Below are 13,783 nucleotides of genomic sequence, written 5' to 3'. Positions count from 1 at the left end.
TCGATCGTGGGATGGGGTTCAGTGGTGCTGCAGCCCGGTCGCCCGCACCGGCTTGCGGCGCGGGAAGAGCCTTTCGAGCCATACCGCCAGGGCGGGCAGGGCGGTCATCGCCATCACCATGTTCACCATGAACATGAAGGCCAGCAGCTTGCCCATGTCGGCCTGGAACTTCAGCTGCGAGAAGGACCAGGTCGCCACGCCCACGGCCAGCGTGATGGCGGTGAAGATGGTGGCCGTGCCCACTTCCAGGATGGCGTGCTCGATGGCCTTGACGATGGACTGGCCCGCGGCCATGTGCATCAGCAGGCGGTTGTAGATGTAGAAGGCGTAGTCCACGCCGATGCCCACCGCCAGCACCATCACCGGCAGGGTCGCCACCGTGAGGCCGATCTGCAGCTCCTTCATGAACCAGTAGCCGATGAAGGTGCCCACCGTGAGCGGCAGGCAGCAGGCCGCCACGGCGCGCAGGTCGCGGTAGACCAGGAAGACCAGCACCACGATCGCCGCGTACACGTACAGCATCATGGGCAGCTCGCTCTTCTCGACCTCGTCGTCGATGGCCGCCAGCACGCCCGCGTTGCCCGCGGCCAGGCGGATGTTCACGCCGGGCATGGGATGGCCGTCGCGGAAGGCTTTCACCGCATCGATCACGCGCTGGATGGTGGTGGCCTTGTGATCTGTCAGGAAAAGGTTCACCGCCGTCATGCTGCAGTCCTTGCGCATGGTGCCGCGGATGCGGGCGATCTCGGTGGACAGGGCGGCGTAGTTGGCCGCATCGATGGGCACCACGGACATCTTGGGGTTGCCTTCGTTGTAGCCCTCGTTGTAGAGCCGCAGCTGCCCGGCGTACGACGAGATCGAGAGCACCCCCTCGACCGGCTGCATCGCCCAGACGAAACGGTCCTGGTAGAGCCCGATGTTCACGTTCGCGCAGCTCTCGGGCGGCGCCTCGAAGACCACGGTCAACCAGTCCAGGCCCGTGTCGAAATTGCGTGCGATGGACGCGGCGTCGCGGTTGAAGCGCGCGTCCTCGCGCAGCTCCGGCGCGCCGGGCTGCAAGGTGCCGACCACGCGGTCGCGGCTTTGCCACACGGCGGCGCCGAACACCACCGTGGTGACCAGCAGCATTGCGGCCGCCGGGCGCGGCTGGGCGAGCCGGGCCAGCACGCGCAGCCAGCCCGAGCGGCGCTCGCGCTGCAGCAGGGCCCGGTCGGCGAAGTCGCAGCTCACCTCGAAGAAGGAGGCCGCCACCGGCAGCATGACGAGGTTGGTCACGATCTTGTAGGCCACGCCCAGGGAGGCCGCGATGGCCAGCTCGCGCACCATCGGGATCGGGATCATCAGCAGCGTGACGAAGGAGACGAGGGCCGTCACCAGCGCCAGCGTGCCGGGGATCAGCAGGCCGCCAAAGCTGTCGCGGCAGGCCTCGTAGGTCGTGTGGCCCTGCGAGATGCGCCGCACGATGTAGTTGATCTGCTGCACGCCGTGCGACACGCCGATCGCGAACACGAGGAAAGGCACCAGCACCGCCAGCGGATCGAGCCCGAAGCCCAGCAGCCGCAGCGTGCCGAACTGCCACACCAGCGAGGCGAGCGAGCAGGCGATGGGCAGCAGCGTGAAGCGCACCGAGCGGCAGTACCAGTACACCGCGCCGGCGGTGAGCAGCAGCGCGATCAGGCAGAACTTGAGCACCGACTGCGCGCCATCGGCGATGTCGCCGATCTGCTTGGCGAAGCCGATGATCTGGACCTCGAAGTCGCCGTCCTCGAACCGCGCGCGGATCTTCTCTTCGAGCAGGTGGTTGTAGGCCACGTAGTCCAGCTTGCGTCCCTGTGCGTCGTACTCGGCCAGCTCGGCCGTGACCATGGCGCTGGTCTGGTCGCGCGACACCAGGGTGCCGATGAAGCCGCCCTGTGCGGCCGCGCGCCGGATGCCGGCGATGGTCTCGGGCGTGAGCCGATCCGGCGTGATGGTCGCGTCGATCAGCGGATCGGCGCGGAACCCTTCCTCGGTGATCTCGTTGACGAAGCTGTTGGGTGTCCACATCGACTGCACGCCCAGCCGCTCGATGCCCGGCAGGTAGGTGACGGCCTGCGTCACCTCGTACAGGCGCTTGAGGGCCGGCGCGGTCCAGATGGTGCCGTGGCGGGCCCTGACCACGACGTTGAGCCGGTTGGCCCCCAGCACGTCTTCGCGGTAGGTCTGGAAGGTCCGGATGTACTCGTGGCCCGTGGGCATCTGCTTGTCGAAGCCGGCGTCCATGCGCAGCTGCGCGGCGAACCACGCCATGGCCAGCGTGAAAAGGACCAGCGCGACGAGGATGCCTCGGCGATGGGAGAAGCAGAACGCTTCCAGGCGCTGCACGTTGCGCTGCAGCGTGGAAGCGGGGGCGAGGGAGTGGTCGGGATCGGACACGGAGTGCTTTCAGCAGGCGCGCGCGGGGTCAGAAGTTGCGCGACAGGGTCAGGCCCACGAAGTTGCGGTCGCGGTAAGGCTGGTCGAACACGCGCTTGCCGCCGAAGAAGGCTGCGTAGTTGATCGAGGCCTGCCACTTCGCCGGGTTCTGCACGAAGGTCACGACGAGGTTGACCGACTTGGCACCTTCCATCAACTGGCCCGCGCCGTTGGGCGTGCGGCCCTTCACGGCCTGGAAGTAGTACACCTCGGGGATCACCTGCCAGCCCGGGATCAGCGTGCCGTCGTAGACCCAGCTGAAGTCCAGGTTGTAGCCCCACGCCGTCTTGGACCCCACAGGCTGCGGTGTGCCCGCGGCGCTGAACTCCTGGCCCCAGCCCCACGCACCCGCGGCGATCGGATCGGACCCGTAGTACGGCTTGAGGTTGGGATAGCGCACCACCACGGTTTCGGCCATCAGCGTCGCGGTGTCCGCGCCCAGGAAGCGCAGCACGCCGCCTGCGTTGTTCGGCGTGAGGCTGAGCATGCCGGTCAGGTGCCACTGCAGCTTCTTCTCGTCGACCCAGCAGTTGCCGTGGTTGAACGAGCAGCCGCTCGCCGCCGGGTTCAGCGCCACGGCGTCGCGCGGACGGTACGACAGCTCGGTGCCCACCGACCAGTCGCCCACCGGCATGTTGGCGCTCAGGCCGTAGAGGCGCCGGTTCTCCGGGTAGGCCCAGCCCGGGCGGCCGGTGCCGCCCGCGTTGGTGCTGAAGTTCAGCGACTTGTCGTTGTAGTTCATCACGTAGGCGCCCAGGTTCAGCTGCGTGCCATCGGGCTGCCATTTCAGCGCGGTGCCCCACTGCCCGCCGTTCTTCGGCTTCGTCTGGATCAGCCCGTAGGCGTCGTGGCCCTTGCCCATGCCGTTGGCCACCGACCAGTAGGAGCCGGTGGGCGGCATGTAGTTGCCGTTCCACCGCGCCTGGACGTAGGCCTCGAAGTTGAGGCCATGGCCCAGGCCCGTGGCGAAGCTGGCGATGGGCGCGGGCAGCACCGCCTCCTTCAGCTGCGTGCCCGGCTGCGACAGCCGCATGATGTCCAGTGCGTTGGTTGCGTTGATGCCGCCGGGCAGGAAGAGGCTTTCTCCCCAGCTGATCACCTGGTTGCCCACGCGCACGCGGGCCGTCTCGCCGCCGAGCTGGAAGGTCTTGCTCACCCAGAAGTCCAGCAGCCGGGCCTTGAAGCGCAGGTCGCTGCGCGCGTCGCTGGCCAGGCCGCCGGGCAGGTACTGCGGCGCCGCGGCGCTGGTGTAGCCGGTGGTCTGGGTGGCCGTGAGGTCGCGAACCCAGTTCACCCGCCCGAGGAAGGTGATGTCGTCGGGCATCTTCAGGAGCAGCTCGTGGCTGCCCTTGACGTAGGTGGTGAACGCATCGCCCTTGCGGTAGTTCAGGTTGCCCTGGTCGCCCAGCGAAGAAGTCGGCGCCAGGCAGCCGGCGGGTGCGCCGACGCCCACCGCGCCCTGGATGACGAGCGTGCAGGAGGGGTCCTTGGCGCGGATGCCGGTGCCGATGGTGATGGTGGAGTCGAAGCTCCCTCGCACGTTGTCGGTCTCGAAAGTGAAGGCATGGGCGGCCCCCGTCGCGGCGAGCAGGCAGGCGGCGGGCACGGCGCCCAGCCGGGCGAAGGTGCCGGCGTGGCGGGCGGTGAAGTTCATCGGGTCTTCTCCTCGGGGCTTGTTGTCGTGGTTCGAAGTTCGAAGCGCGGCGCTCAGCGCTCGCTGATAGCGCGCAGGTTGTCGGCCGTGAAGAAGCCCGAACGCATGCGCGGACCGGTCGGCTCGGTGAACCAGCGGATGTCCTTGCCGACGCCCACGGTGTGCGTGTCGAAGACGTAGCGGCCCTCGGCCAGGTTGTTCTGCACCATGGCCATCACGTCGCACGAGCCGGTCTCGTACACCGGGATGAGGAAACCCTCGCGCATCTTGGCGAGCTTGTTCTGCCCGTCGAAGTCGTCCATCAGCAGCGGCGCCCAGCTGTCCTCGTCGAGGTAGACGGTGCGCTTGGGCGCCGAATGGCGCATGCCGGCCTTGACGGTGGCCTCCACCACCCACACACGGTGCAGTTCGTAGCGGCGATGCGACTGCGCGATGAAGTCGTCGCGCGCCACGTCCTCGAACTTGGCCTTGAAGTCGTAGGCGCCGAAGGCGTTGTAGGGAACGTAGATCTCCTTCTTGCCCACCAGCTTCCAGTCGAAGCGGTCGAGCGCGCCGTTGAAGACCTGCGGCTCGTCCAGCGTGTACTGGTTCTCCATGCCGATCTGCGGGGAGTCGTGCGAGTAGGTCGGCATGCGGCGCACGCGGCGCTGGCCGGGGAAGTAGTAGAAGGTCTCGTTCTCGGCCTGGTTCATGTACTGGGTGATCGCCAGGGCCTGGCCGGCCAGCGCGGCGGGCGAGGTGTAGCCGAAGTACACGTAGAACTCCACCGGCGGCAGCGACGACAGCTGCTGCGAGCCCTTGGCGCCCGAGGGAATGAACACCGTCTGCTCCGAGTCGGCGCGGATCCACTCGGTGCTGCCGCGGCGCGGCGAGACGGCGGTGATGGTGCCCTTGTAGTCGATGCCCACGCCGCGGTAGCGCATCTTGGAGTTCCACATCGCCTCCACGCCGTTGGAGGGAAGGGGGAACGGATAGCCCGGCACGGTCGCTTCCTTCAGGCTCCAGCCGTCGTCGTTGAGTCGGGCGGTGCCCACGTTCTTGCGCGTGTTGGCCGCAACGAAATCCGGCACGCCGCAGGTGCGGTGCGACGGATAGACGTCCATGCGGTAGTCCTTGCGCTGCTTGAGCATGGCGACTTGGCCGGCCGAGAGCTTGTCGGCGTACTTGTCGACGTTGGCCGCATCGATGGTGAACAGCGGCTTCTCGCCCTTGTGCTTCCAGAAGTCGCGCCGCAGCTTGCCCCATTCCCAGCCGGCCAGCGGCGGCTCCGCGCCCTGCCAGGCGGGAATGCTGCCGTCGGCGTTGCCCTCGCGCTGCGCGCCCGAGGGCGTGAGCTTGTCGAGCTGGGCCGCGTCGGGCGCTGCCATGGCGGAGAAACCGGGGCAGAGAAGGCCGGCGGCGACGGCCACCGCCAGGGCGAGAGGGCGAAGGGTTCTTGCACAGTGCTGGGTCATGGGAACTCCTGAAAGATGAAGAGGCGAGGTGTGTGGATCCGGATCGCCCGGACCGTGCCCGGGCTGCGCCGATGCCCGCTTTACCAACCGGCAGTGGGGTCTTTGGACTATCGGAGGGAGGCGGTGCCGGCCGTTATCCGAGATCGGCATCTGTTTGCAGCCACGCGATCGCACCGCTCCGGGCGTTGTGCGGGCCGTGTGGCGGAGGGGGTGGATCAGCCGGTGCTGCGACGCAGCGGCAGCATGCGCCGCAGCACGGCGTCCTTGCGCACGAAGTGGTGCAGCAGCGCGGCCCCGACGTGCAGCACCAGCAGCGGCCAGGCCAGCCAGGCACCGATGAAGCTGTGCACCGCCCAGGCCGCATCTTCCAGCTGCGCAACGGAGAGACCGAAGGCGTCGCGTATCGCGGCTGCGATGGCGGTGTCGCGGCAGGCAGGGATCGCGAACAGCCCGAAGTCGGTCGGGTCGTAGGTCGTCATGTAGCCCGACAGCGGCATCAGGATCAGGATGGCATAGAGCGCCCAATGCGCCGCGTCGGCCGACAGACGCTCCAGGCGCGAGCCGGCGACATGCCGCGGCACGCCGCCGGCAATGCGCCATACCAGCCTGGGCAGCGTGAGGAAGCCGATGGACAGGCCCAGCACCCAATGGATGTTGAGCAGCGGCACCACCCGCTCGACATCGGGCGTGGTGCCGAACAGCCCCGGCTTGATGCTGGTCTGCGGATCGACGAACCAGATCACGTAGTACACGACCACGTAGGCCGTGACGAAGGCTGCGGCCGTGGCCCAGTGGAAGAGCATCGAGGCCCGCCCCCAGGCGTCGATCGTGTTGCGCCAACCCATTTCAGATTTCCTTGTGCGGTGCGTTGCGATGCAGATCCGGGGCTCAGGCCGGCAGCAGGACGGTGACGACCTTTTCCTCGGTGTACGCCAGCGCGCCGGGCAGGCCGCCCTCGCGGCCGATGCCGCTGGTCTTGAGGCCGCCCCATGGCAGGTTGGCGTCCAGCGGGCTCCAGCAGTTGACGCCCACGGCCCCGGCCTTGACGCGCGCGGCCACGCGGTGCGCCCGCGCGAGCTGCGTGGTCCACACCGTGGCCGCCAGTCCGTAGGACGAATCGTTGGCCAGTGCGACGGCCTCCTCCTCGGTCTCGAAGGGGATCACGGTGCCCACCGGGCCGAAGATCTCTTCGCGGGCGATGGTCATCTGGTTGGTGGCCCCGGCGAAGATGGTGGGCTGCACGAACCAGCCCTTCTCGGGCCGGGAGACGCCGCCTGCCAGCAGCACCGCGCCTTCGTCCAGGCCGAGCTGGATGTAGCGGTTGACGCGTTCGAACTGCGCCTTCTTGGCCACCGGCCCCATCTGCACGCCGGCCTGGCGCGGGTCGCCGACAGCGACCGCCCGGGCCGCCTGCGCCAGCGCCTGCGCGAACGGCTCGGCGAGGCTGCGCTGCACCAGGATGCGCGAGCCGGCAGCGCACACCTGCCCCTGGTTGACGAACAGGCCCATGGCGCAGCCACGCAGCGCGTCGTCAAACGAGGCATCGTCGAACACGATCTGCGGGCTCTTGCCACCGAGCTCCAGCGTCACGCGCTTGAACAGCGGTGCGGCAAGGCGCTGTATGGCGCGGCCCGCCTCGGGGCTGCCGGTGAAGCTGATCTTGGCGACCAGCGGGTGCTCGCACAGCGCGCGGCCCACCACGTCGCCGAAGCCGGTCACCACGTTGATGACGCCGTCGGGAAAGCCTGCTTCCTGCGCCAGCCGCGCCAGGTGCAGCGCGGAGTGGGGCGTTTCCTCGGCGGGCTTGACCACCACGGTGCACCCGGCGGCCAGCAGGGCGGCGAGCTTCCACACGGTGATCATCAGCGGCGAGTTCCACGGCACGATGGCCGCGACCACGCCCACGGGCTCGCGCAGCGTGTACGACAGCGTGGGCGTGCCCATGTAGCCCCCGGTGGGCACCGTGCGGCCTTCGAGCTGCTGGCTCCAGCCGGCGGCCGCGCGCAGGTTGACGACGGCGTTGGGCACGTCCATCATGCGCGGCTCCATCGGCGAGCGGCCGATGGCGTTGGCGTCCATGTCGGCCAGCAGGGCCGTGTCGCGCTCGACCAGGTCGGCGAGGCCAAGCAGCAGCTGGGCGCGCTGGCCGGCGTGCAGCCGGCTCCAGGCGCCGCCCTCGAGCTGGGCATGGGCCGCGGCCACGGCGCGGTCCGCGTCTTCGGCGGTGCCGCGGGCGGCGCTGCCGTATTCCTGTTCGTCCACGGGGCTGACGAGCCGCATGCGCGCGCCGTCGGAGGCTTCGGCGTGGGCGCCTTCGATGAAATGCTTGAGGTTCTGGGTCATGGTGTCTGCGGATGTTCGAGCGGCCGCAGTGTCCGGGGCGGGCACCGCGCTGCGTTAGCCCAAATCAGCAACGCGCATGCACGCTGGCGAGGGCGCCACGGCTGCCATGCGCGGCGCACCGCCACGGTGCGAGGGCTCGCATTCGGTCTTGCACGTTTATTGCTTTGTCGAAATCGAGCAGCTCAGAAGGTTGGCCGCCACAGGACTGCCGCTGCTTGAGATGGCCCTTCCCCGTTCGCATTTCCGTCATCGGGTTTCCTCTGTCTGACACCGAGTCCAACATATGCAGAATTTCTTCTATTCGATAAATTTGCATTTATCTAGAGCGCAACCGAGCTTCTTCTGAGCAAGGATTCCACGCCATGATCCGAAGCATCCGCCATTTCCAGGACGTCCATGCCCATGCCGCATCGGTGGCCCATTGGAGCCAGCTCTACAGCCAGCTGACGGCCGGTGCGCTCGAGAGTTCGCTGCAGCAGCTGTCCAGCGACCGCTGTCACGTCTTTCGCGAACGCATCAACCAGCGCGTGGTCCAGCAAGGCGAGGCGCCCGGCCAGCGCGTGTGCTTCGCGGTCCCGATCGCCATTCCGGGCACCGCCCGCATGCAGGGACGCGACGCGGACGACAACAGCCTTTTTTTTCTGCGCGGCGGCGAGGAGTTCATGTTCCACATGCCCACGGGCATGGACCTGCTGTCCATCACCTTCGAGCGTGCCTTCTTCGACGCTGCGCTCCTGGAAATCCCCTTTGCCGAAGAGATCGCCCGGCTGCTGCGCCAGCCCGTCATCAAGGTGCCGGCGCAGCGCTTCGCCGAATGCCGCCAGCGCCTGATGGCGATGTTCTCCGAAGCGCTGGTCAACGACGAACTCAGCGGCACCCCCGCGCGGCAGGAAGAACTGGAACAGGCGCTGCTGGGCGAGCTCGTGCAACTGGTGATCGACCCGGCCTGCGACCGGCATCAACGCAGCGGCAGTTCCACCCAGGATTTCATCGTCGAGAAGTGCCACCGCATGGCCATGGCCGAGACCATGAGCGCACCGAGCGTGATGGAGTTGTGCGAGCGTCTGCAGGTCAGCCGGCGCACGGTGCAGAACAGCTTTCGCACGGTGGCGGATACGACGCCGCTGAGCTACCTGCGCTCGGTGCGCCTGAACGGTGTGCGCCGCACCCTGATGGGCAGCCGCGCCGGCGACCTGACCGTGGGCGACGCGGCGGGGCAGTGGGGGTTCTTCCACCTGAGCCATTTCGCGGCGGAGTACCAGGAGCTTTTCGGCGAACTGCCGTCGCAGACGCCGCGGGCGGCCAGGTGGCATGACGCCTGAAGCGCGCGCGCATTTCCGGATTGCCGATCCGGGCTACCGCTGCCCGGGCATGCCTTCCTAGACTGCCTCACTCGGCGGCCGGCACTGCGGTGCATGGCCTTCCCTCCCCACGCTGCACGCGTTTGCGCGCGGCATGCATTGCGACGCACCATGGAAACGCTGACTCCCGCGATGACACCTGCCCAGGAAACGCGCCACCCCCACGCCACCAGCCTTCGCCGCGGCACGCTGAGTGCCGGCTTCATCACGCTGCTGGTCATCTCGGCCGCGAGTCCGCTGAGCGTGGTCGCGGGCGGCTTCCCGATCGGGATGATGCTGGGCAACGGCGCCGGCACGCCGGTGCTGGTGCTGGTGGCACTCGGGCTGCTGCTGATGTTCGCGACCGGCTACACCGCCATGGCCACCTGCGTGACCAGTGCCGGGGGCTTCTATGCGATGGTGGCACGCGGCCTGGGCGGCAGGGCAGGCGGGGCGGCCGCCATGGTGGCCGTGTTCGGCTACGTGACGCTGCAGTTCGGGCTCTACGGCCTGCTCGGCGCGGTGGCGTCCGAGACGCTTCAGACGCAGTTCGGCCTGGCGGTGCCGTGGTGGGCCTGCGCCTTCGCCGCGATGGCCAGCGTGGCGGTCTTCGGCTACCGGCAGATCGACTTCTCGGCGCGGGTGCTCGCGGTCTTCGTGGTGGCCGAGTACCTGGCGGTGCTGGCCCTGGACGTGCTGATCCTGTCCAGGGGCGGTGCGCACGGCATCGACGCGCACTCCTTCTCGCCGGAGGCCTTCACCAGCGGCAACCCCTTCATCGGCCTGCTGTTCTGCTTCGCGGCCTTCATCGGTTTCGAGGCGACCACCATCTACAGCGAAGAGGCCAAGGACCCGAAGCGCAGCATTCCCATCGCCACCTATGCGGCGCTGCTGCTGGTGGGGGGCTTCTATTCCTTCTCGCTGTGGTGCCTGGTGCTCGGCGCGGGCAGCGACCAGGTGGTGGCCACCATCACGGCACTGGCCGATCCGACCAACCTGCTGTACCTGCTGTCGGACACCTATGCGGGCCATGGCCTGACGGTGCTGCTGCGCCTGATGTTCATCGCCAGCATCTATGCGGGGCTGATCGCCTTCCACAACTCCAGCGCGCGCTATTTCTATGCCATGGGCCGCGAGGGCCTGATGCCCGCTCGCCTGGGCTGGACGCATGCACGCCACCGCAGCCCGCACGTGGCCTCGTTGCTGCAGACGGCGCTCAGCGCCGTGGCGGTCGGGCTGTTCGCGCTGCTGGGCGCCGACCCGGTGCTCACCCAGTTTGCCTGGCTCAGCAACCTGGCCACGCTGTGCCTGCTGGTGCTGATGATCGCGACGGCCGTGGCGGTGGTGCGTTTCTTCAGGGCAGAGTCGCACGGCTATGGCCAGATGCGGATCCGCGTGCTGCCGCTGCTGGCTTGCGCGGGCTTGCTGGTCGTGCTGGTGCTGGCGGTGGGCAACTTCCATGTGCTCACCGGTGCGAGCCGGGGTATCTCGGGGGGCCTGGTGGTCACCGTGCCTCTCGCCGCGGCCGCCGGATGGCTGGCCGCATCGCGGCTGGCGAAACGCGATCCGCCGCGCTTTGCCGCACTCGGCAAGGACCGCGGCTGAGCCCGGTGCGTCCCTGTCAAGCCGATGAAGCGTGCAGCCATTCCTTGCGAAGGATCGCGTACTGCATGGTGTTCTCGTAGACGGGCTTGCCCTGGGCGTCGTTCCTGAACGAGATGAACTCCAGGAACAGCCCTTCGGCGCGCATGCCCAGCTTCTCGCAGAGTCGCCGGGAGGCGCCGTTGTGGTCTTCCACATAGGCATAGAGCCGGCGCGCGGCCCGGGCGGTGAAGAGATGGGCGAACAGCGCCGCGGCGGCCTCGTGGGCGTAGCCCGTGCCGCCGAAACGCGGGTTGAAGTTCCAGCCGACCGAGAAGGTGTCATCCTCCTGCATGGCGAACAAGTCACCGATGAGCTGTCCCGATTCCTGGAGGCACACGGCCACATGCTCGCCGTCGGTGCTGCGTCGTCGAGCCTCGGCCCGAGCGTCTTCGACGTTCGCGAGTGCGAGCGACAGGAAGCAGCTCGCGGTCGGGGCATGCAGGTAGTCGAACAGGTCCGTGGCGTCCTGCTCGCGAAAGCGCCGGAGGACGAGCCGCGGGGTGTGGATGGGTTGCTCGAGGGCCATGGTCTTTGCTTGCTTCGTGTTGTGCGTATCTGTTTCTGTATCTCGTGGATCCGGGACCGCCGCGGCTCCCGATCAGGTCCGCGGATGGTGCCCGACAATAAAGGGCACCGCGCGCTTGCGCGCCCGTACGATTTCTTGTTTCACGACCGCAGCCTTCCCAGACGATGAACAGCCTTCGCCGCATGCTCGATGTCCTCGATCTCTTTCGGCCCGACCAGCCGGTCATCGACGTCGAGATCATCTGCAACCAGCTCGGCTACACGCCCGCCAGCGCCTACCGCTACCTGCGCGAGCTCGGCGATGCCGGCCTCCTGGTGCGCCTGCCGCGCGGCTATGCGCTGGGGCCGCGCATCATCGCGCTGGAGCACCAGATGACCGACTACGACCCGGTCCTGGTGCGCAGCCGCGACCTGGTCGAGAAGCTGGTGGCGGAGACGGGCCTGGATGCCGTGATCAGCGAGTGGTACGGCGACTCGGTGGTCAACGTGCTGATCCGCCGCGGCCCCGACCCCGGGCCTGTGGGCGGAGGCCGCGGCCGCCCCATCGACCTGTTCCACAGTGCGACCTCGCGCGTGGTGCTGGCCTACCTGCTGCCGCGGCAGATCCGCCGTGTCTTCGATGCCCATGCCAGCACGCCCGAGGGGCAGCAGCAGGGGCTGGAGTGGAAGTCCTTCTCCAAGGGCCTGCTGGCGATCCGCAAGCAGGGCTACTGCATCAGCGAAAGCGAGCTTCACCCGGGCCGCACGGGCGTCGCCGCGCCGATCTTCGACGAGAAGCAGCGCGTGCTCGGCAGCATGACGCTGGTGGGACGCAACGAGCGCTTCCGGGCCTTCCAGGAAAGCTACCTGTGCACGCTGATCACCACCGCCGCGTCGGAGCTCACGGCCCGCATCGCCCAGCAGTAGGCGAGGCGGCCGTGCCGCGCGCGTCACGGCCGGTTCAGAGCGAGGCCAGCGCCTCGCCGAAGACATCCAGCGCGCGGTGCAGCAGCCGCTTCGAGATGGTCAGCGACGGCATCACGCGCATCACGTTGCCATAGCGCCCGCAGGGCACCATCAGCACGCCGTGGCCGAGCACGTATTCCATGATCTGGCCGACCTTCTGCGGCGCCAGCGGCTCCTTGGTGGCCTTGTCCTCGACGAGCTCGATGCCGATCATCAAGCCCTTGCCGCGCACCTCGCCCACATAGGGGCTCTGGAAGCCGCGCACCCGTTCCTGGACTTCCTGGCCCAGCAGCTCCGCGCGCGGCATCAGCCCCAGCGCGGGGTCGTGCAGGATCTCGAGGTTGGCGAGGGCCACCGCAGCAGACAGCGAGTTCGCAGCGAAGGTGTTGGGGACCGAGCCGTCGGGAATGCGCGCGGCCAGCTCGCTGCGCATGGCGATGCCGGCCATGGGCACGTCACCGCCGATGCCCTTGCCGAAGGTCAGCATGTCGGGTTTCACACCCGTGTGCTCCACCGCCCACATGCGGCCCGTGCGGCCGGCGCCGCACTGCACCTCGTCCACGATCAGCAGCGTGCCGCTGCGGTCGCAGGCCTTGCGCAGCAACTGCAGGAACTCGGGTGAAGGCGGGACGTATCCGCCTTCACCCTGCACCGGCTCCACGATCACGGCGGCCACGTCGTCGGCGGCCGTGTAGGGCGTGTTCAGCAGGTAGTCGACGTATTCGCCGGCGATCTGCTCGGCCGATTTGTGGGTGGTGTCGAACGGGAAGCGATAGGCGTACGGGTAGGGCGCATGGATCACGCCGCCCATGAACGGTCCGTAGCCCTTGCGGTAGGCCGTGCCCGTGGTCAGTGCGTTCGACGCATGCCACACGCCGTGATAGCCGCCGTGGAAGGCGATGATCTGGTGGCGGCCCGTCACGCGCCGCGCGAACTTCACAGCCGCTTCGAGCGCATCGCTTCCGCTCTGCGCGAAAAAGGTGATGCAGTCGTTGCGCAGGCCTTCTGGCATCAGGGCCGACAGGCGCGCGGCCAGCTCGGTGCGGCGGGTGCTGTTGACCTCCATCGCATGCATGAGCTGCTGCGACTGCTCGACGATCGCTTTCTGCACCTTCGGATGGCAGCGGCCCACACTGCTCACGCCGACGCCGGCCGACAGGTCGATGAAGGTGCTGCCGTCCGGGTCCTTGAAGGTGGCGCCGAAGGCGCGGTCCATGACGACCGGCATGCGGCCGCCGCCGCGCGCCATGGATTCGGTGCGAGCCGACAGCGCCAGGGCTTCGGCCGCGCGCGGTCCGGGATAGGGGCCCGCGGCCATCTTGGGTGCGTCGGGGAAATGCAGGTTTTCGAGAAGGGATTCGATGTCGTTCACAACATACCTCGGTGAGTCTCTGGGTGCTTGAGTGCAGGCGCGTTCAGCACGC

General features: G+C 68.2%; 10 protein-coding genes. 3 read left to right on the top strand and 7 right to left on the bottom strand.

Going from position 1 to position 13,783, the window contains the following annotated elements:
* Positions 1-18: 18 nt before the first annotated feature.
* From AC1RVW_RS19560 to AC1RVW_RS19540, 5 genes are all read right to left on the bottom strand, one after another.
* Entirely contained in the window at positions 19-2,364 is a 2,346-nt protein-coding gene (locus AC1RVW_RS19560) for an efflux RND transporter permease subunit (protein WP_493201944.1), read from the bottom strand.
* A gap of 79 nt (positions 2,365-2,443) precedes the next feature.
* Positions 2,444-4,108 carry a DUF1302 domain-containing protein gene (locus AC1RVW_RS19555; protein ID WP_493201908.1) on the bottom strand — a complete coding sequence of 555 codons (1,665 nt, stop codon included), beginning with the start codon at positions 4,106-4,108 and terminating at the stop codon, positions 2,444-2,446.
* A gap of 53 nt (positions 4,109-4,161) precedes the next feature.
* Positions 4,162-5,562: a DUF1329 domain-containing protein gene (locus tag AC1RVW_RS19550; protein ID WP_493201907.1), complete on the bottom strand. Its 1,401-nt coding sequence runs from the start codon at positions 5,560-5,562 to the stop codon at positions 4,162-4,164.
* Positions 5,563-5,777: 215 nt separating this feature from the next.
* A complete protein-coding gene (locus tag AC1RVW_RS19545; RefSeq protein ID WP_493201905.1) occupies positions 5,778-6,407 on the bottom strand; it encodes a cytochrome b in 630 nt (209 codons plus the stop codon).
* Between the two features lie 43 nt (positions 6,408-6,450).
* Positions 6,451-7,905 carry an aldehyde dehydrogenase family protein gene (locus AC1RVW_RS19540; protein WP_493201903.1) on the bottom strand — a complete coding sequence of 485 codons (1,455 nt, stop codon included), beginning with the start codon at positions 7,903-7,905 and terminating at the stop codon, positions 6,451-6,453.
* 362 nt (positions 7,906-8,267) lie between these two features.
* On the opposite strand from AC1RVW_RS19540, the gene AC1RVW_RS19535 reads away from it, so the two are divergent.
* Entirely contained in the window at positions 8,268-9,227 is a 960-nt protein-coding gene (locus AC1RVW_RS19535) for a helix-turn-helix domain-containing protein (protein WP_493201901.1), read from the top strand.
* A 171-nt stretch (positions 9,228-9,398) separates the two neighbouring features.
* Positions 9,399-10,850 carry an APC family permease gene (locus tag AC1RVW_RS19530; RefSeq protein ID WP_493201900.1) on the top strand — a complete coding sequence of 484 codons (1,452 nt, stop codon included), beginning with the start codon at positions 9,399-9,401 and terminating at the stop codon, positions 10,848-10,850.
* A 16-nt stretch (positions 10,851-10,866) separates the two neighbouring features.
* Here the strand turns inward: AC1RVW_RS19530 and AC1RVW_RS19525 are convergent, their stop codons facing one another.
* Entirely contained in the window at positions 10,867-11,415 is a 549-nt protein-coding gene (locus AC1RVW_RS19525) for a GNAT family N-acetyltransferase (protein WP_493201898.1), read from the bottom strand.
* A 164-nt stretch (positions 11,416-11,579) separates the two neighbouring features.
* Between AC1RVW_RS19525 and AC1RVW_RS19520 the strand changes: the two genes are divergently transcribed.
* Positions 11,580-12,320: an IclR family transcriptional regulator gene (locus AC1RVW_RS19520; RefSeq protein WP_106937971.1), complete on the top strand. Its 741-nt coding sequence runs from the start codon at positions 11,580-11,582 to the stop codon at positions 12,318-12,320.
* Between the two features lie 34 nt (positions 12,321-12,354).
* Here AC1RVW_RS19520 and AC1RVW_RS19515 read toward each other — a convergent pair whose 3' ends face one another.
* Positions 12,355-13,731 carry an aspartate aminotransferase family protein gene (locus AC1RVW_RS19515; RefSeq protein ID WP_234383133.1) on the bottom strand — a complete coding sequence of 459 codons (1,377 nt, stop codon included), beginning with the start codon at positions 13,729-13,731 and terminating at the stop codon, positions 12,355-12,357.
* Between the last annotated feature and the right edge of the window lie 52 nt (positions 13,732-13,783).

It is taken from the genome of Variovorax sp. MPBD4-3 (assembly GCF_058809745.1).
Note: the sequence above shows the minus strand (reverse complement) of the source record. Positions and strands in the feature narration are given on the sequence as shown.

Excerpts from the sequence above, each read along its gene's own strand:
- AC1RVW_RS19530 (WP_493201900.1), top strand. The coding sequence starts at position 9,399 with ATGACACCTGCCCAGGAAACGCGCCACCCCCACGCCACCAGCCTTCGC.
- AC1RVW_RS19555 (WP_493201908.1), bottom strand. The coding sequence starts at position 4,108 with ATGAACTTCACCGCCCGCCACGCCGGCACCTTCGCCCGGCTGGGCGCC.
- AC1RVW_RS19525 (WP_493201898.1), bottom strand. The coding sequence starts at position 11,415 with ATGGCCCTCGAGCAACCCATCCACACCCCGCGGCTCGTCCTCCGGCGC.
- AC1RVW_RS19520 (WP_106937971.1), top strand. The coding sequence starts at position 11,580 with ATGAACAGCCTTCGCCGCATGCTCGATGTCCTCGATCTCTTTCGGCCC.
- AC1RVW_RS19535 (WP_493201901.1), top strand. The coding sequence starts at position 8,268 with ATGATCCGAAGCATCCGCCATTTCCAGGACGTCCATGCCCATGCCGCA.
- AC1RVW_RS19550 (WP_493201907.1), bottom strand. The coding sequence starts at position 5,562 with ATGACCCAGCACTGTGCAAGAACCCTTCGCCCTCTCGCCCTGGCGGTG.
- AC1RVW_RS19540 (WP_493201903.1), bottom strand. The coding sequence starts at position 7,905 with ATGACCCAGAACCTCAAGCATTTCATCGAAGGCGCCCACGCCGAAGCC.
- AC1RVW_RS19545 (WP_493201905.1), bottom strand. The coding sequence starts at position 6,407 with ATGGGTTGGCGCAACACGATCGACGCCTGGGGGCGGGCCTCGATGCTC.